Genomic DNA, 17,715 nt, shown 5'->3' on the forward strand with positions numbered 1-17,715 from the left:
CCTCCTTAAAAGATAAGAAACAGAGCGACGAGCATCAAAGCAGAAGCTGTCAGCTTGTCACGATTGATTGGACGTTTCGGACTACCGAGCCAGCCGTAATGTTCAATGACCATGCTGGCAATCATCTGTCCGATGATGACACTAATCATGGCGAGACCGACACCGACGAGCGGGATGCTAATGATCAAGATCGTCAAGTAGATACTACCGAGTAGACCACCGAGCAAGGTCCATTTCGGTGCGCGGAATGTATAGCCGAGTGAACCTTTTCCGAAGAAGAGGACGATCAGTCCGATGATGATCGTACCGGCGAAGAAATTATAAAAGCTACTTTCGAGTTTTCCGACGAAGTTCCCGAGTTCACCGTAGATGGCTCCTTCGACACTTAAAGCGATACCCGCAAGTAACGCGAGTACGTAATACACGATTTTCAACAGAATTCATCCTTTCACGAATCTAAATATCGAGAAATGTCGATATGTAAGGCAAGGAGAACGGATCAAAGTTCTCCTTTGAGGTACGCTGCGAGCTCCTGGATTTTTTCTTCATTTCGCCGGTAATACGTCCATTTGCCGTGACGTTCGGATTCGAGCAATCCGACTTTTTGCAACATCGCAAGATATTGGGAGACGGTCGATTGAGATAAGTTCGCCTTCTCTTGGATATCTCCGACGCAAATGCCTCCCTTGTCCGACAGATTCGTCGCGAGATGGGCCGTCGGCTTATTGAAATGAGTCTCGGGATCCTTGAGCCAGCGTAAGATATCAAGACGTACCTCGTTCGATAATGCCTTGAATAGATCCACTTGATTTGTCATACGCTTAAACTAATCGATGATTCTCGATATGTCAATCCAAGACACTTAAGGTTGGACGAATGCATGCTTTAAAAGTCGATGTGTCACTTTGGTTGCCGTATACGGCTCAAAACCGAATCGTTCATAAAACGTACTGGCATCATTCGTATAGAGCCAGAGCTCGGAATACGTCAACAGCGCTTCCGGTATGATTTTCTCAAGCAGTTGCGTACCGACACCGTGATGTCGCATTTCTGGCAAGACATAGACATGACGAATCCGACCGACGTCGATCGCGTCGGTTTGTTTCATATAACCTCCGCACGCAATTACGTGACCGGAAAGCGACAAAACGACGAACATTGCTTCTCCGTCTTCTCGATACGTTTCATTTCGGCGTTCACGTAGCATCCGTTCGATGAAGGGATAGCCTTCCTGTGTACTCTTTGATAAGATTGGTAACCAGTTGAAGTCATCAAAATCGTTGACCCGTTCGATTGTCATCTCCATCTGTCATTCCTCCTTCTTCTCCCTTGGATATTCCTTTTTCAGGAGTGGGAAAAACACGAATCGAGAATCAATTCGAGCTTTTTTTAAATAGAGACTGGATTTTTAAAAGACGTTTTGCGTATAATGAGAAGTAATGGATTGAACGCAAATGAAAGGAAGTGGCCGTCACAATGAGCCTCAGCCGTTTAAGTAAAGAAGAGATTACTGATCTTTCGCTGATCGAATTCGTCAACGAAATGTTGCAAGAAGCTGGCGAACAGCCAATCACGTTCGATGACATCACGTCAGAAATCGAAAAGTACCATACGTTTACAGATGAAGAAGACAAGTTCGAGAAACTTGCTCAACTCTATACAGACATGAACATCGACGGAAACTTCGTCAACGTCGGAGCAAACCGTTGGTCACTCCGCGCTTGGTATCCGTTCGATAAGTCGGATGAGGATCTCGTCATCGAAGCGCGTCAACGTGGAGAACTCGATGAGTTTGAAGAAGAGTTCAACTATGATGCAGAAGAAGACGAGTTCGAGACGATCGAAGACGATCTCGATACATTCGCGAAGACAGCGGACTATGATTCAGCTGACGACAGCGAAGACGACGATACGTTCAAAAAAGTCGCAGCCATCGATGATCTCGATGACGATCTCGACGAAGAAGACTTAGAAGACTTCGAAGAAGAAGAGGAAGTCTAAGCACGATCAACCACAACTGTACAGCTGCTATTTCCCTATAGAAATGGCAGTTTTTTCGTTGACGGCTGACGAACGAGCACGGAAATTTTTCTTTGAAAAATTAGGCTTGACGAAGTTTTCCGAATGACGTAAGTTAGTCATGGGCTTCTTTAAGCAACGTGCTTATTTCAGCAAAAGTGTCTCCTATTCCAATGGGGGCACTTTTGCTTTTTTGTTTTTACCACCTCTTTATTGTTGAGATGTGAATTAGGGAAGGGAGCAATATTTAACATGACAAAGTATATTTTCGTAACAGGTGGCGTCGTATCGTCACTCGGTAAAGGGATCACCGCTGCATCGCTCGCTCGTCTCTTGAAAAACCGTGGCCTCAACGTCACGATCCAAAAATTCGACCCGTACATCAACATCGATCCGGGTACGATGAGCCCGTATCAACACGGGGAAGTATTCGTCACGGATGATGGCGCAGAGACAGACCTTGACCTTGGTCACTACGAGCGTTTCATCGACATCAACTTGAGCCAGAACGCGAACGTCACGTCTGGACGTATCTACTCGACGATCCTCAAGAAGGAACGCCGTGGCGACTACAACGGTGGAACGGTTCAAGTCATTCCGCACATCACGAACGAAATCAAGGATCGCGTCTTCCGTGCTGGAAAAGAAACGGGCGCTGACGTCGTCATTACAGAGATTGGTGGAACAGTAGGGGATATCGAATCGCTTCCGTTCATCGAAGCCATTCGTCAGGTGAAAAACGATATCGGGAAAGAAAACGTCATGTACGTTCACTGTACGCTCGTTCCGTATCTTGCAGCGGCAGGTGAGCTTAAGACGAAACCGACACAACACAGTGTCAAAGAACTCCGTAGCTACGGTATTCAACCAGATATCATCGTCTTACGTGCGGAGCACCCAGTCCCACAAGAGATGAAAGATAAAATTGCTCTCTTCTGTGACACACGTCCGGAAGCAGTCATCGAAGCACAAGATGCATCGACACTCTATGAAGTACCACTCAACTTGCAACGTCAAGGCATGGACCAACTCGTCTGTGACTACTTCAAGTTCGATACACCAGTTGCTGACATGACAGCTTGGAAACAACTCGTTCACACAGTGACGCACCTCGAGAAGACGACGAAGATCGCACTCGTCGGGAAATACGTCGAATTGCGTGATGCGTACATCTCGGTCGCAGAAGCATTGAAACATGCTGGGTTTGCCTTCAACAGTGACATCGAAATCGACTGGATCAACGCAGAAGACGTGACGCGTGAAAACGTCAACGAATTGCTTGGTTCGGCAGACGGTATCCTCGTTCCTGGTGGATTCGGAGAACGCGGCATCGAAGGAAAAATCGAAGCGACACGTTTCGCCCGTGAAAACAACGTACCGTTCTTCGGTATCTGTCTCGGGATGCAACTCGCGACAGTCGAATTCGCACGTAACGTCCTCAACCTTGAAGGCGCACACTCAGCGGAAATCGACCCAGCGACACCATACCCGATCATCGACTTGTTGCCAGAACAAAAAGACATCGAGGATCTCGGTGGTACGCTCCGTCTCGGACTTTACCCATGTAAACTCGAAGACGGAACGAAAGCACGTGCTGCGTATTCAAGCGAGCTCGTCTACGAACGTCACCGTCACCGTTATGAGTTCGGTAACGAATTCCGCGAGCAGTTCGAAGCAAACGGCATGGTCTTCTCAGGTACGAGCCCAGACGGTCGTCTCGTTGAGATCATCGAAATTCCAGAACACAAATGGTTCGTCGCGTGTCAATTCCACCCAGAATTGATCTCACGTCCAGAACGCCCACAAGCGCTCTTCCATGACTTCATCCAAGCATCACTCGGAGAGTAAGTTGTATCCAAATAAACCTGTCTTCTTCAAGAAGACGGGTTTATTTTCATTTATTCCTATCGTCAAAATACATATCTGCTATAATGGTAGCGGATTCATTCCTACAAATTTTAGATAGAGGGGGGGAATATCATTGATTCCGAAGTATAAACATGTCGCTGAACAAATCGAGATCGAGATCAATGAGCACGTCTATCAACATACGAACAAACTGTTGACGGAAGACGAATACGCCCAAAAATTCGATGTCAGCCGGAACACGATCCGGAAGGCGATCGAGATTCTCGTCAATAAAGGATACGTTTACCAAGTACAAGGGAGCGGTGTCTTCGTCCGCGATCATTATAAGAGTGATTACGTTAATCTCGAAAAGCTACAAGGATTGACGAGCGACTTCAGTGGACGGAAGGTCGAGACGCGCGTTCTCGCTTTCGAACAGACGAAGGCAGACGAAGAAGTCGCGGAACGCATGAAATGTCCAGTCGGTACACCGGTCTATTACGTCAAACGACTGCGTCTCGTCGATGATCATCCGTTTTCGATCGAAGCGTCCTATTTCCGGAAAAATCTCGTCATGTATCTCGATGAGAACATCGTTCAAAAATCGATCTATACGTATTTACGCAACGATCAAAATCTGTCGATCGGATTTGCGGATCGCGTCATCTATGCCGATTACTTGAATAGCAGTGACGCCGAGTTACTTGGATTAAAAGAGAACGATCCATCCTTACTCGTCGATAATACGGTCTATTTGACGAATGGGAAAATCTTCGACGTCTCGCGGGCGACGCATCATTTCCGCCACGTGAAGATGCTGAAGGTCTCGAATATTAAATAAGAAGGAAACACACGAAGCAAATTTCGTGTGTTTTTTTATTTAAATTTTTTAAAAAGAAAGGGTTTACACGTTATGAAAGCGCATGCTATTATCGAACTGTAGAATTTGTACCTATGAATTTAAGTTATCCATACAACAAAGGAGAGACAGCATGACTTCTGAAACAATTGAAATTACCCCGGAAGATATTTTTGGATTGATTGCCTTGTCGGGCGACGCCAAAGCAAGCTACCACCAAGCAATGTTACTGATGCAAGAAGGCAAAGTTGAAGAGGCACAAGTTGCCGTTACAGAAGGTGACGCGACACTCAAGGATGCCCATAGCATTCAGACGAAATTCGTCACACTCGAAGCACAAGGCAAGACAGCGACGGTTGGCGTCCTGATGGTACACGCGCAGGATCACCTCATGAACACGATCCTCGTCAAGGAAATGCTCGGATATATGATGAACATGCAAAACGAAATCAACCAATTGAAGGGAATGGATCAATAATGATGAAAATCGGACTCTTTTGTGCGGCAGGTATGTCGACGAGTATGTTAGTAGAAAAAATGAAAGCGGTTGCCTCGGAGCGTGGCTTAGAAGCAGACATCGCAGCATATCCGGAATCAGAGATGGAAACGTACGTCAACGAACTCGATGTCGCTCTCCTCGGACCACAGGTGAAGTACCTTCTTTCGAAAGGAAAACAGATCTGTGAACCAAAAGGTGTGCCAATCGATGTCATCAACACGATCGATTACGGCATGATGAACGGAACGAAAGTACTCGACCAAGCAATCAAACTCGCAAACAAATAAGAGGTGAAGATGATGAAAATGCCAAAAGATTTTCTATTCGGCGCTGCTTCTGCTTCTTATCAAGTAGAGGGTGCTTGGAACGTAGACGGAAAAGGCGTCTCGAACTGGGATGTCTTCTCGAAGATTCCTGGAAAGACGTTTGAAGCGACGAACGGGGATGTCGCAATCGATCATTACCACCGTTACAAAGAAGATATCGGTCTGATGGCAGAGATGGGTCTTGAATCGTATCGCTTCTCGATCTCATGGCCACGCATCTTCCCGAACGGCACAGGTGAAGTGAATGAAAAAGGACTTGAGTTCTATAACAACGTGATCGATGAGTGCCTTAAGCACGGGATCGTCCCGTTCGTGACACTCTATCACTGGGATTTACCACAAGTCCTTGAAGAACAGGGTGGCTGGCGTAGTCCTGAAACAGCAGATGCCTTCGTGCGTTTTGCGAAGACCTGTTTCGAAGCGTTCGGCGATCGTGTCCGCAACTGGATCACCTTCAACGAGACGGTCATCTTCTGTTCGCTCGGCTACTTGACGGGCGCACACCCACCCGGCATCACAGGCGATGCAAAAGCGTACTTCCAAACGACGCACAACGTTTTCGTCGCTCACGCTCGCGCAGTCGAAGCGTTCAAGGAAGCGGGATATGAAGGAGAAATCGGCATCACGCACGTCTTCAACCCAGCGTTCAGCATCGATGAAGCGCCAGAGAACAAACAAGCCGAAGTACATGCGAATGAATACGCGACACACTGGTTCTATGATCCGATTCTAAAAGGTGAGTACCCAGCGTATGTCGTGAAGGATTTAGAAAAGCAGGGCTTGTTACCGGAATGGACAGAAGAAGAGCTCAATCTCTTGAAACGGACAGCACCGCTGAACGACTTCATCGGACTGAACTACTATTGTCCACAACGTGTCATGAAGAATGATTCGGCGCTCGTCATGGCAGGTGGCCGCGAAAACTCAACCGGACGTCCTGGGAACCCATCGTTCGATGGCGTCTATAAGACAGTCTTGATGGACGATAAAGTCTACACGAAGTGGGGCTGGGAAATCGCACCGGATGCCTTCCTTGAAGGAATGCGGATGCTCCAAGCACGATACGGCGATATCAAAATCTACATCACAGAGAACGGTCTCGGTGACGAGGATCCGATCGTCGGCGAAGAAATCATGGATACACCACGAATCGAGTACATCGAAAGTCATCTTCGCGCCGTCAAGCGTGCTGTCGAAGAGGGCATCAATGTCTCTGGTTATTATGCATGGTCCGTCATCGACCTACTCAGCTGGTTGAACGGATATAAAAAGCAGTACGGATTCATCTATGTCGATCATACGAATGGTTTGGCACGGAAGAAGAAACAGTCGTTCCATTGGTACCAGGAAATCATCGCGACACGTGCTGCTGAACTATAAGGAGGAGTCGGAATGAACCGATTAGAAACCGTATTTGAAAAAGTCACTCCTGCCTTCGCACGATTCGCGAACGCCAAGCCTGTCCTTGCGATCAAGGACGGCTTCATCTTAACGATGCCGATGACGATCATCGGCTCGTTATTCCTACTGATTCTCGCGTTACCAATCCCAGGCTGGGAGAAGTTCATGACGGGCCTATTCGGTGCCGACTGGACATTACCGCTGACTCAGGTCGTCGGTGCGACGTTTGATATTCTCGCATTGATTGGTGTCTTCGGTATTGCCTACTCGTACGTTAAAAACGAGAAGATCGAAGGGGTTCCAGCCGGGATTCTCGGAATCATCGCCTTCTTAATCATCACACAATCATCTGTTCTGTCGAAGTCAGGGGAAGTCGTCACGGGTGTCGTACCGAAAGTATGGACGGGCGGACAAGGGGTCCTTGCCTCGATCGTCGTCGGACTCGTCGTCGGTTTCATCTACTCGCAATTCATCAAGCGAGGCATCCGGATCAAGATGCCAGACGGTGTACCACCGGGCGTTTCGAACTCGTTCTCGGCACTTATTCCGGGACTTGCAATCATCACGTTGTCTGTCGTCACGTTTGCTGTCTTCCAAGCATTCGCTGACCGGACGTTCACGGAAGTCGTCTACGACGTCTTGCAAGCACCGATTCAAAACTTGACGGATACGCTCGCAGGAGCAGTCTTGATCATGATCTTGATGTCTGTCATGTGGTGGTGCGGGATTCACGGCGCAGCGATCATCATGGGAATCATGGGACCGTTGCTGACAGCGAACGCTTTACAAAACCAAGCGATCATCGACTCCGGGAAAGAACTTGTCGTCGGTGACAACGCGAAGATCGTTACGATTCAGTTCCTCGATGTCTTTACGAAACTCGGCGGAACAGGAATTACGGTCGGCTTCATCATCGCGACGTTGATCGTCGCCCGCTCGGCTCACTTGAAGCAGCTCGGGAAGCTGTCACTTGCGCCAAGTTTGTTCAACATCAACGAACCGGTCATCTTCGGGATGCCAATCGTCTTCAACCCGATCATGTTCGTTCCGTTCGTCATCGTACCAGCGATTGCATCCTTCATGGTCTACTTCTCGATCCTCTGGGGTTGGGTCGAGCCATTTAATGCGCTTCAAGTACCATGGACGACACCACCCGTCATCTCTGGCTTCTTGATCAGCGGCTGGCAGGGTGCCTTGCTCCAGCTGGCGACGATTGCGATGTCGGTCGCAATCTATCTACCGTTCGTCCGCATGCAGGATCAGCTGTCTTACGGTGAAGAACTAAAAGCACAAGAAGAACATGCTTCGGCATGATCAAAAAAAGGAAGCGCGAATGGCGCTTCCTTTGAGACTGAAGACAAAGTGCAATTTTTCTCTAACGAGAAGGATTGCGCTTTTTTGTTCGTTTCGAATCGTTTTCCTGGGACAAGTATCGCGCTGCTTCGCTTCGCTGCAGGGTCGCTCTTGCTTGTTTTTCCCTAGGAAGCGATGTCGAGTGAACAAAACGCTTCTGTGATCCTTCGGTATAAAAAGAATGACGCGTTACACGCAACTCCTACAGGAAAAAGCGCAATTTTGCGCTGTCAGAGACAAACAAGACCCGTTTTCCTGCTCGAATGGGGCGGGGAAACGGGCTTGTGTCTCGCCTGAGGAAAGGGCGTGAAAAGACAAGTCATTCTTTTTTGAGTCAGCTCATTTGTCTACAATCTGAAAGGAAGCGCAAACAGCGCTTCCTTTTTGTATAACGGTCATTGACGGTTTCGCTTTGATTCAATGAAGATCGTAAGCTTAGTCAGACACGGACACGTATCCAGTGAACTTTATATTTATATTATAGAAGAAAAACGTCAATCCCACTCTTCCGTCATCTCTTGTAGTTGCGTCAAGATATGTGTCAGGAGAAACGCGCAAAGGGCAAGACTCGGCAGTCCGTGGCGTGAACCGTCCTCTGCCGGAAGCAGTCCTTTATTGAATTTCAATGCGAGCGGAGCAATCGAACGTTCGAGCGTTTCCGTCACGTCACTGAGTGTGACGATCGCATAAGGTGTATGCCATGCGTCGTAACGGGCAAGAGAAGCCAGGAGATCCGAGCGTTCCGTATCCGGCGTGAAGATCAAGACGCGATCGACAGCGTGCAAGGTCTTTCGATCCTTGATCTTCGTAACGCGTTTCATCTGGTCTGGTCCTTCTGAGAGCATTGGATAGAGTCCTTCACATTCACCATAGGCGTCGACGTAGACCGTGCCTTCCCCGACGAGCGCCTGTGCGAGTAGACGGACGACATCGAATAGTTCGTCTTCCTGTTTTGCGAGCGTTTGCAATTTTCCGTTGAATTGTGTAGCTAAGATTTTCATCATTTTTCTTCATCCTTTCTATGTTTCTCTCAAGGACAGTATAAAGCAAGTTTTGCTTTAGTGTAGAATGGAAATAACTAGAGGGGGAGTGGCAGAGATGAAAGGCAGATTGTTGATCGTCGAGGATGAGCCGGGAATCCGGAACTTACTTGCACAATTGTTCCGGGCAGAAGGGTATGAAACGGACGTCGCCGTCGATGGAGAGGAAGCGATCGTCTACTTACAGGAAGCGGCATACGATCTATTGTTGATGGATGTCAACATGCCGGGACGGACCGGGATCGAGGTATTGCGTCATCAGGACCGGATCGGACGACGTGTCCGGACGATCTTAATGACGGCACTCGGTGAAAAAGAAGCGATGGAAGAAGCGAAACGATTAGGGGTCGTCGCCTTCTTCGGAAAACCATTTGACATCTTTGAATTAAAAAAAGAAGTGACTGTGCAAATTTCTCACGATGTAAGCGGTTAATCCTTCACGTCGCCGTCACAAACCAAAAAACCGAGCGAAATGCTGTACGTTCCGATGAATCAGTATGTTATAATCAGTCTGAAATTGCACGAGTTCGTGTAAGCAGCGATCAAAACAGAGGAGGATGTCATTATGCCATTAGTATCTATGACAGACATGTTAAACAAAGCTCTCGAAGGTAAGTATGCAGTAGGTCAATTCAACATCAACAACCTCGAGTGGACACAAGCGATTCTCGGTGCGGCTCAAGAAGAGCAGTCACCAGTCATCCTTGGAGTATCTGAAGGTGCAGCACGCCACATGGGCGGATTCTACACTGTCGTGAAAATGGTTGAAGGTCTCGTACACGACATGAAAATCACAGTTCCAGTTGCAATCCACCTCGACCACGGTTCGAGCGTTGAGAAATGTAAAGAAGCGATCGACGCTGGATTTACATCTGTCATGATCGATGATTCGCACAGCCCGATCGACACAAACATCGAAACAACAAAAGCAGTTGTTGAATACGCTCACTCTAAAGGCGTTTCAGTAGAAGCGGAAGTTGGTACAGTTGGCGGACAAGAAGACGACGTCATCGGTGATGTCATGTACGCGAAACTTGACGAGTGTGTACGCATCGTCAAAGAAACTGGAATCGACACGCTTGCTCCTGCACTCGGTTCTGTTCACGGACCATACAAAGGTGAACCAAACCTCGGATTCAAAGAGATGGAAGAAATCCGTGACGCTACAAACCTCCCACTCGTTCTTCACGGTGGAACTGGAATTCCGACACACGACATCGAAAAAGCGATCTCACTCGGAACTTCAAAAATCAACGTTAACACAGAGAACCAAATCTCATTCGCGAAAGTCGTTCGTGAAGTGTTAGCTGAGAAACCAGAAGCATATGACCCACGCGTATTCATCGCACCAGGTCGTGAAGCAATCAAACAAACTGTCATCGGTAAGATGCGTGAGTTCGGTTCAAGCAACAAAGCTTAATCGACTCCTCTTTAAAGTGCGGTAGACTTCGGTCTACCGTGCTTTTTTCATATCATGTCAAAGTCTCTTCAATGGAAAACAGTAGGACTTCTCGTGAAAAAAACCTATAATAGAGTCGTAAGCGATTTCAAGGGATGAAAGGGGAACGAGAAAGATGAGATTTTTCATTGACACAGCAAACGTAGAGGATATCAAGAAAGCACATAAAATGGGGATTTTAGATGGTGTCACGACGAATCCGTCGCTCGTCGCTAAGGAAGGCGTCGATTTCCATACACGACTTCGTGAAATCTGTGAAATCGTCGGGGACGTCTCTGTCAGCGCTGAAGTCATCGCGCTTGATGCAGAAGGAATGATTCGCGAAGGGAAGGAACTTGCCCAGATCGCACCGAACATTACGGTTAAGGTTCCAATGACTCCGGCCGGACTCGAGGCGGTCGCAGCACTTTCAAAAGAGAAGATCACGACGAACGTCACATTGATCTTCAACCCGAACCAAGCATTACTCGCAGCCCGTGCTGGTGCGACATACGTATCACCATTCCTCGGTCGTCTAGATGATATCGGACAAGATGGAATGGGGCTCGTCGAGACGATTGCTCAAATTTTCGTCGTACATGATATTCCAACACAAATCATCGCGGCGTCGGTCCGGAATCCAGTTCACGTGACGAACGCTGCTCTTGCGGGCGCAGACATCGCGACGATTCCATTCTCGGTCATCGAGTCACTCACACACCACCCACTCACGACGCAAGGAATTGAAAAGTTCCTCGCCGACTGGGAAAAAACGCAGCAATAATCGTAGCGAAGAGAAAGGTTGATGGAACGTGGACATTTTGCATATCGTAGGGCAACAACGCCTAGAAGGAACCGTATCAATCAGTGGTTCGAAGCAAAGCGCCATCCCGTGTCTTGCTGCAGCCCTCCTGACGGATCAGACGGTCGTTCTTGAAGGCGTGCCGGAGATTGGCGACGTCGCGACGATGATCGAGATTTTGGAGACGCTCGGCGCGGTCGTGACACGTCAAGGCGATATGGTGACGATTGATCCAAGTCGGGTCGAATCGATGCCGTTGACTGGTGCGGAGACGCGCAAGTTACGCGGATCGATCTACCTCATGAGCGTTCTGGCAGCCAGATTCAAACAAGGAGTCGTCGGTCTGCCTGGAGGTTATGCCATCGGACCACGACCGATTGATTTACACATCAAAGCACTAGAGCGTCTCGGTGTTTCTGTACGTAACGAGCAAGGCGTCCATTACATGCGCGTCGATCGTCTCGTCGGCAACCGGATTTACCTCGATCTCCCGTCATTCGGTGCAACGATCAGTGCGTTACTCGTCGCTGTCTTCGCTGAAGGAACGACTGTCATCGAAAACGCTGCCTATGACCCGGAAGTCATCGACGTCAGTACGATGTTGACGAACATGGGGGCAAGCGTCAAAGGGGCAGGAACGGACGAGATTCGAATCAAGGGCGTATCGCAACTAAGTGGTTGCCGGCATACCTTGATTCCAGACCGCATGGAGGCAGGAACGTTCTTGACGATGGGAGCGGCACTTGGACGCGTCACCGTCGATAACGTCATTCCGCTTCATCTCGAGAGCGTCATCCAAAAACTCGAACGGTACGGTGCGTTGATCGAAGCAACGGATGATTCCGTCACGGCGACGTTTCAGGAGGCGAAGCCGGTCGATATTCGTGTCTTCCACTACGGTGGATTCCCGAGCGACTTACAGCCTGTCATCTCGGCAGCGTTGTTGCAAGCGAAGGGAGCGAGTATCGTCGTCGATAAGTTGTACCCGCAACGTTTCCGGCACGTGCAGGAGTTACGACGCTTGAACGCTCGAATCACGCATGAAGACGCCTCAATCATCATTCGTGGTGGAGAAACCTTACTTGGTACGGAAATCGAGGCACCGGACCCACGCGGTGGCGCAGCACTTGTCTTGGCGGGACTTCTCGCTTCAGGGGAGACGACGTTGCACCACGCAGAAGTGCTTGACCAGAGTTACGAACGATTTGATCAGAAGTTGAAGGAGCTAGGCGCCCTCGTATGGCGTGAAACGATTTGACCGATTTGTAACAAGGGAGAGGGGACATACACATGGAGAGAAGTCTATCAATGGAACTTGTACGCGTCACGGAGGCAGCAGCGCTTGCCTCTGCGCGTTGGATGGGAAAAGGATTGAAGAACGAAGCGGATGATGCGGCAACAAGCGCAATGCGTGACGTCTTCGATACGATTCCGATGAAAGGAACCGTCGTCATCGGGGAAGGCGAGATGGATGAAGCACCGATGCTTTACATTGGGGAAAAGCTAGGAAATGGGTATGGACCACGACTCGACGTCGCTGTCGATCCGCTTGAAGGAACGAACATCGTCGCAAAAGGAACATGGGGCGCACTTGCTGTCCTCGCGGTCGCGGATGCAGGAGATTTACTCCATGCACCGGACATGTACATGGATAAGATCGCAGTTGGTCCGGAAGCGGCGGGTCATATCAGTCTGGATGCGACGATCGAAGAAAACATCGCAGCCGTCGCGAAGGCGAAGAACAAAGAAATCGAAGACGTCGTCGTCTCGATCCTGGATCGTGAACGTCATGAAGAAATCATTCAACGGATTCGGGCAACAGGGGCACGGATTCGCTTGATCGGTGACGGTGACGTTGCTGGTGCGATCAACACGGCGTTCCCGCATACAGGTATTGATATCTTGCTCGGTTCAGGCGGTGCACCGGAAGGCGTTCTTGCTGCCGTTGCCTTGAAATGTCTCGGTGGTGAACTCCAAGGACGCTTGTTACCAGCAGACGAAGCTGAGATCGAGCGTTGTAAGAAGATGGGCATCGAAGATCCGTCGAAGATCCTCATGATGGATGATCTCGTTGCAGGAGATGACTGTATCTTTGCTGCGACAGGCGTCACGGACAGCGAGTTGATGAAAGGTGTCCAGTTCACGGCGCAAGGCGGTCAGACACACTCTGTCGTCATGCGTGCGAAATCAGGAACGGTTCGTTTTGTCGAGGGTATTCACTCGTTCAAGAAGAAACCGAAGCTTGTCATTAAGTAAAACAGGACGACTCCTCAAACAGGACGTCTGAATCCACACAAAAAGAGTTGGCGTTGCGGATGATCTCCGGAGCGCCAACTCTTTTTTGATATGTTTCTAGGAATCAAGACGTTCATCCTCAACTCCTACAGGAAAAGGAAACGTGCTAACGTTTCCGTCAGGGTAAGGGAAGACCTGGCATTTCGCACAAGTTGCGAGATGTCGCGGCTTACCTCCCGCCTGAGGAAAGGGAGGATATGAACGTTGAGTGATAAATAAATCATTATTTGACGATTACCGCGGACGCTGGACTTCTCCTGCTTGTCGGGTGACGTACCGACGCGGTAGAAAACGCGTCGAAAAGATATACCAGGCATTCCCGAAGCCAGGCACGATGAACGTTTTTCCCTTCATATAGCCACGGTAGGCGATACGCGCAACCGTCGGAGCATCCATGACACCAGGTCGCAAGAACAAGCGTGACTGTTCAAGATTTGCTGCCGATTCAAATCCGGTATGTGTCGCACCCGGACAGACAACGCTCACTTGAATCCCGTCTACTGCGAGCTCTTCCGTCAAGCCTTCCGAGAAATGAAGGACATAGGCTTTTGTCGCGTAATAGACACTCAGCCATGGTCCACCTTCGAATGCAGCCGTTGACGCGAGATGGACGATACGTCCTTTGATTCCCTGTTCTTTCATCCGTGAGGCATAGATCTTCGTCACGTGTGTCAACGCTTCGATGTTTAAAGCAATCATTCGAGACTCGTCTTCAAACGAGGTCTCAAGGAAAGAACCGAAGACACCAATTCCAGCGTTATTGATGACGCAATCGACCGGAATCTGTTCCGTTGCCCGAAACAGTGCCAATCGATGCGTATACTGCGTTAAATCGTAAGGGAAGACGGTTGCTGTTCCACCGAGTCGCTCGACATGGAATTTCGTTTCGAAGAGTGCCGTAGCATCACGTCCGACGAGCAGAACGTGATCCCCTTGACGAGCATGGAGATAAGCGAATTCACGACCGAGACCTCTTGAAGCACCTGTAATTAAGACATGCATCCTATTTCCTCCTTATGAATGAGATGAAAAAAAGCGATCGAGCCAATGCTCAACCGCTTTGAGATGATGAATTATAGGTAAGATCCTGCGCCGACAAGGCGTGAACCCCAGTACCCTGATTTGAAGCTTGAGTATTTAACGCCACCTGTTTCTGAGTTGACCATGCTTGACTTGCTTGTTGCGATCCCAACGTGCTGAATGCCGCTACCGTGTGAGAAGAAGACAAGATCTCCTGGTTGTACTTTTGAAACGCTGACTTTCTTAGAAGAAGAATATTGTGAAGAAGACGTACGTGGCAATGTTTTACCAGCCGCTTTCTTGTACACGTAGCTTGTGAAACCAGAGCAGTCGAATCCACGAGTCGTTGTTCCACCCCATACATAAGGTGTACCTTTATGTTTTGCTGCTTCGTTCAGGATTTTCGTCCGTTTAGAAGAAGAGCTTGTTGATTTTTTAGCGCTAGAAGATGATTTGTATGTCTTTGTGTACTGTGAGTAGACATAGCGTGTTTTACCGCCGTATGAGATTTTTGTCCAGCTGCCTGATTTGCCTTTGTATGTAAAGACTTGACCAGCGTTGACTTTCCCGACGATGCTTGCTTTCGTAGAAGGTGCTGTCCGAACACGAAGACCGTTGTCCGTGATCTTGACTTTCGTGACTGTCGCTGCTTCAACTTTACCTGTACCCACTGATGTAAAACCTGAAACCACTAAGGCTGCCGTCGCGATCGATGCTAGAAAACGTTTCATGTTAAGAATTCCTCCGTTTAAATGTAGTGTGTTGCGTCCGTAAGTTATATGATGAAATCATTAAGTGTGTGATTAAGCAGTCTACCTTACAACTGTGTAAGAATTTTGTCTGCAGGAATATCTTAGCACGAGCACACTTGAAAACGTTTTTTCAGTTAGAAGACAAAACAGATGCTTTTGTAACATAACTGAAATAATATCCTTGAATATTACAAAGTAAGAAACGCAGAGGATTGTTAACGACGAATTCAAAAAAATATGATACCTTTAGTTCACGAATAAAATTACATACCTCCTGATGTATGTATGGAAGTATGCTGAATGCAGTTGAATTTATAAAGAATAGGTGAAGAACATGCCAACAACTGATAAAAAAGATAAACCAGAACGTTCCTATACACTGGCTCAATTGAGCCAACTGACATTAAAAGAACTCTATGAAATCGCAAAGACGAAGAATGTCCCACAATACCGGGAAGCCCGTAAACGCGAGTTGATGTTCAAGATTTTAAAAGCACAGGCTGAATCGACTGGTCTTTATTTCCTCGAAGGGGTACTCGAAGTCATCCCTGGCAACCCACAAATGCAAAACGATGGTGGCTTTGGCTTCCTTCGTCCTATCAATTATTCCCAATCCTCTGAAGATATTTATATCGCAGCATCTCAAATCCGACGCTTTAATCTACGTAATGGTGATGTCGTCACAGGTAAAGTCCGTCCACCGAAGGAAAACGAACGGTTCCAAGGATTACTTAGCGTGGAAGCCGTCAACGGTGAAGCACCAGATACTGCCCGTAACCGTTTATTTTTCCCGGCACTGACACCGATCTATCCGGATCGTCTAATGCGACTTGAGACAGAACCACGCCATCTATCTGTGCGTGTCATGGATATGATCGCACCGGTTGGGTTTGGTCAACGTGGTTTGATCGTCGCACCGCCAAAAGCAGGGAAGACATCACTCCTCAAAGAAATCGCAAACTCGATTCAGGAGAATCATCCGGATGTCGAACTGATCATTCTCTTGATTGATGAGCGTCCTGAGGAAGTAACAGATATTGAGCGCTCGGTTCCGGGAGCAGACGTTGTCAGCTCGACGTTTGACGAAACACCAGACAACCACGTCCGGATTTCTGAGCTTGTCCTCGAGCGGGCGATGCGACTCGTCGAACACAAGAAGGATGTCGTCATCCTGATGGATTCGATCACACGTCTAACACGGGCCTATAACTTAACGGTACCGCAAAGCGGTCGGACGCTCTCAGGGGGGATTGACCCGGCTGCGTTCCATAAACCAAAACGCTTCTTTGGGGCAGCGCGAAACATCGAACACGGTGGTAGTTTGACGATTCTTGCGACAGCTCTCGTTGAGACAGGATCGCGCATGGATGACGTCATCTATGAGGAATTCAAAGGGACGGGCAACATGGAGTTGCATCTCGATCGTAAGCTGTCAGAGCGTCGGATCTTCCCAGCGATCGACATTCGGAAGTCCGGTACACGGAAGGAAGAACTCTTGCTTCCGAAAGAGCAACTCGATGCACTTTGGACGATTCGCCGGACGATGAACGAGTCGAACGAATTCGTCGATACGTTCCTACGGAAGATTCGCGATACGAAAAATAATGAGGAATTTTTCGTCGAACTCGAGAAGGAAAAGAAGAAGGCGGTCCGACGCGCACCGGCTAAACCACGTACCGTCAAGAAGGAAACGACGACGGAAAAATAACTATTGCGACGCGCAAAAAAATCGTTTAGTATAGGAAGGTAACTTACTCTGGCTCAGCAAATGAACCAGGGCGGAAGGAGAGAAATCAACCATGAAACAAGGAATTCACCCTAACTACAACAAAGTAGTATTTATGGATTCAACGACTGAGTACAAATTCTTAAGCGGTTCTACTCGTTCTTCGAACGAAACGATCACTTGGGAAGATGGTAACGAGTACCCACTCATCCGTGTGGATGTGTCTTCAGACTCGCACCCATTCTACACAGGTCGTCAAAAGTTCAATGCGGCAGATGGTCGTGTCGATCGCTTCAACAAAAAATACGGCCGCAAGTAATCACTTGCCGGTTCTTAA

Annotated in this window: 20 protein-coding genes; 14 read left to right on the top strand and 6 right to left on the bottom strand. The window is 48.4% G+C overall.

Going from position 1 to position 17,715, the window contains the following annotated elements:
* Positions 1-5: 5 nt before the first annotated feature.
* The 3 genes from KNQ06_RS00295 to KNQ06_RS00305 all read right to left on the bottom strand — a co-directional run bounded on the left by KNQ06_RS00295 (position 6) and on the right by KNQ06_RS00305 (position 1,306).
* Positions 6-434 (bottom strand): DMT family transporter, encoded by a 429-nt coding sequence (locus tag KNQ06_RS00295; protein WP_023469565.1) that lies wholly within the window; start codon positions 432-434, stop codon positions 6-8.
* Between the two features lie 65 nt (positions 435-499).
* Positions 500-817 carry an ArsR/SmtB family transcription factor gene (locus tag KNQ06_RS00300; protein ID WP_023469564.1) on the bottom strand — a complete coding sequence of 106 codons (318 nt, stop codon included), beginning with the start codon at positions 815-817 and terminating at the stop codon, positions 500-502.
* A 45-nt stretch (positions 818-862) separates the two neighbouring features.
* On the bottom strand, positions 863-1,306 hold the full coding sequence (locus tag KNQ06_RS00305; RefSeq protein ID WP_047394413.1) for a GNAT family N-acetyltransferase: 444 nt from the start codon (positions 1,304-1,306) through the stop codon (positions 863-865).
* Between the two features lie 170 nt (positions 1,307-1,476).
* On the opposite strand from KNQ06_RS00305, the gene rpoE reads away from it, so the two are divergent.
* From rpoE to KNQ06_RS00340, 7 genes are all read left to right on the top strand, one after another.
* Positions 1,477-2,001, top strand: coding sequence for a DNA-directed RNA polymerase subunit delta (gene rpoE, locus KNQ06_RS00310; protein WP_023469562.1), 525 nt, complete (start codon positions 1,477-1,479; stop codon positions 1,999-2,001).
* A 270-nt stretch (positions 2,002-2,271) separates the two neighbouring features.
* The gene (locus KNQ06_RS00315) at positions 2,272-3,867 is read left to right on the top strand and encodes a CTP synthase (protein WP_047394418.1); all 1,596 of its coding nucleotides are present in this window, start codon (positions 2,272-2,274) and stop codon (positions 3,865-3,867) included.
* Between the two features lie 133 nt (positions 3,868-4,000).
* Positions 4,001-4,708, top strand: a complete 708-nt coding sequence (locus tag KNQ06_RS00320; protein WP_023469560.1) for a GntR family transcriptional regulator — start codon at positions 4,001-4,003, stop codon at positions 4,706-4,708.
* 151 nt (positions 4,709-4,859) lie between these two features.
* Positions 4,860-5,204: a PTS lactose/cellobiose transporter subunit IIA gene (locus KNQ06_RS00325; RefSeq protein ID WP_149427944.1), complete on the top strand. Its 345-nt coding sequence runs from the start codon at positions 4,860-4,862 to the stop codon at positions 5,202-5,204.
* Positions 5,204-5,512 (top strand): PTS sugar transporter subunit IIB, encoded by a 309-nt coding sequence (locus KNQ06_RS00330; protein ID WP_055969344.1) that lies wholly within the window; start codon positions 5,204-5,206, stop codon positions 5,510-5,512. Before KNQ06_RS00325 ends, KNQ06_RS00330 begins: the two co-directional genes overlap by 1 nt.
* A 12-nt stretch (positions 5,513-5,524) precedes the next feature.
* Positions 5,525-6,931, top strand: a complete 1,407-nt coding sequence (locus KNQ06_RS00335) for a GH1 family beta-glucosidase (RefSeq protein WP_149428165.1) — start codon at positions 5,525-5,527, stop codon at positions 6,929-6,931.
* Positions 6,932-6,943: 12 nt separating this feature from the next.
* The gene (locus KNQ06_RS00340; protein WP_023469556.1) at positions 6,944-8,266 is read left to right on the top strand and encodes a PTS sugar transporter subunit IIC; all 1,323 of its coding nucleotides are present in this window, start codon (positions 6,944-6,946) and stop codon (positions 8,264-8,266) included.
* A 533-nt stretch (positions 8,267-8,799) separates the two neighbouring features.
* On the opposite strand, the gene KNQ06_RS00345 is transcribed toward KNQ06_RS00340, so the two are convergent.
* Positions 8,800-9,309 carry a DUF2529 family protein gene (locus KNQ06_RS00345; RefSeq protein WP_035395788.1) on the bottom strand — a complete coding sequence of 170 codons (510 nt, stop codon included), beginning with the start codon at positions 9,307-9,309 and terminating at the stop codon, positions 8,800-8,802.
* Positions 9,310-9,403: 94 nt separating this feature from the next.
* Between KNQ06_RS00345 and KNQ06_RS00350 the strand changes: the two genes are divergently transcribed.
* From KNQ06_RS00350 to glpX, 5 genes are all read left to right on the top strand, one after another.
* The gene (locus KNQ06_RS00350) at positions 9,404-9,778 is read left to right on the top strand and encodes a response regulator (protein ID WP_029342784.1); all 375 of its coding nucleotides are present in this window, start codon (positions 9,404-9,406) and stop codon (positions 9,776-9,778) included.
* 132 nt (positions 9,779-9,910) lie between these two features.
* On the top strand, positions 9,911-10,765 hold the full coding sequence (fba, locus tag KNQ06_RS00355) for a class II fructose-1,6-bisphosphate aldolase (protein ID WP_023469553.1): 855 nt from the start codon (positions 9,911-9,913) through the stop codon (positions 10,763-10,765).
* Between the two features lie 154 nt (positions 10,766-10,919).
* Positions 10,920-11,567, top strand: coding sequence for a fructose-6-phosphate aldolase (gene fsa, locus KNQ06_RS00360; RefSeq protein ID WP_023469552.1), 648 nt, complete (start codon positions 10,920-10,922; stop codon positions 11,565-11,567).
* Positions 11,568-11,595: 28 nt separating this feature from the next.
* Positions 11,596-12,843 (top strand): UDP-N-acetylglucosamine 1-carboxyvinyltransferase, encoded by a 1,248-nt coding sequence (gene murA / locus KNQ06_RS00365; RefSeq protein ID WP_047394432.1) that lies wholly within the window; start codon positions 11,596-11,598, stop codon positions 12,841-12,843.
* 32 nt (positions 12,844-12,875) lie between these two features.
* Positions 12,876-13,841: a class II fructose-bisphosphatase gene (gene glpX / locus KNQ06_RS00370; RefSeq protein ID WP_064299220.1), complete on the top strand. Its 966-nt coding sequence runs from the start codon at positions 12,876-12,878 to the stop codon at positions 13,839-13,841.
* Positions 13,842-14,114: 273 nt separating this feature from the next.
* Here the strand turns inward: glpX and KNQ06_RS00375 are convergent, their stop codons facing one another.
* Together KNQ06_RS00375 and KNQ06_RS00380 are read right to left on the bottom strand one after the other, a co-directional pair.
* Positions 14,115-14,882: an SDR family NAD(P)-dependent oxidoreductase gene (locus tag KNQ06_RS00375; protein WP_064299221.1), complete on the bottom strand. Its 768-nt coding sequence runs from the start codon at positions 14,880-14,882 to the stop codon at positions 14,115-14,117.
* A gap of 71 nt (positions 14,883-14,953) precedes the next feature.
* The gene (locus KNQ06_RS00380; RefSeq protein WP_058704154.1) at positions 14,954-15,631 is read right to left on the bottom strand and encodes a C40 family peptidase; all 678 of its coding nucleotides are present in this window, start codon (positions 15,629-15,631) and stop codon (positions 14,954-14,956) included.
* A 355-nt stretch (positions 15,632-15,986) separates the two neighbouring features.
* On the opposite strand from KNQ06_RS00380, the gene rho reads away from it, so the two are divergent.
* Both rho and KNQ06_RS00390 read left to right on the top strand, forming a co-directional pair.
* Positions 15,987-17,360 (top strand): transcription termination factor Rho, encoded by a 1,374-nt coding sequence (gene rho, locus KNQ06_RS00385; protein ID WP_050676977.1) that lies wholly within the window; start codon positions 15,987-15,989, stop codon positions 17,358-17,360.
* A 91-nt stretch (positions 17,361-17,451) separates the two neighbouring features.
* The gene (locus KNQ06_RS00390) at positions 17,452-17,697 is read left to right on the top strand and encodes a type B 50S ribosomal protein L31 (RefSeq protein WP_023469546.1); all 246 of its coding nucleotides are present in this window, start codon (positions 17,452-17,454) and stop codon (positions 17,695-17,697) included.
* The last annotated feature ends 18 nt before the right edge of the window (positions 17,698-17,715 follow it).

The organism is Exiguobacterium sp. s91 (assembly GCF_018618915.1).
GTDB lineage: Bacteria > Bacillota > Bacilli > Exiguobacteriales > Exiguobacteriaceae > Exiguobacterium_A > Exiguobacterium_A abrahamii.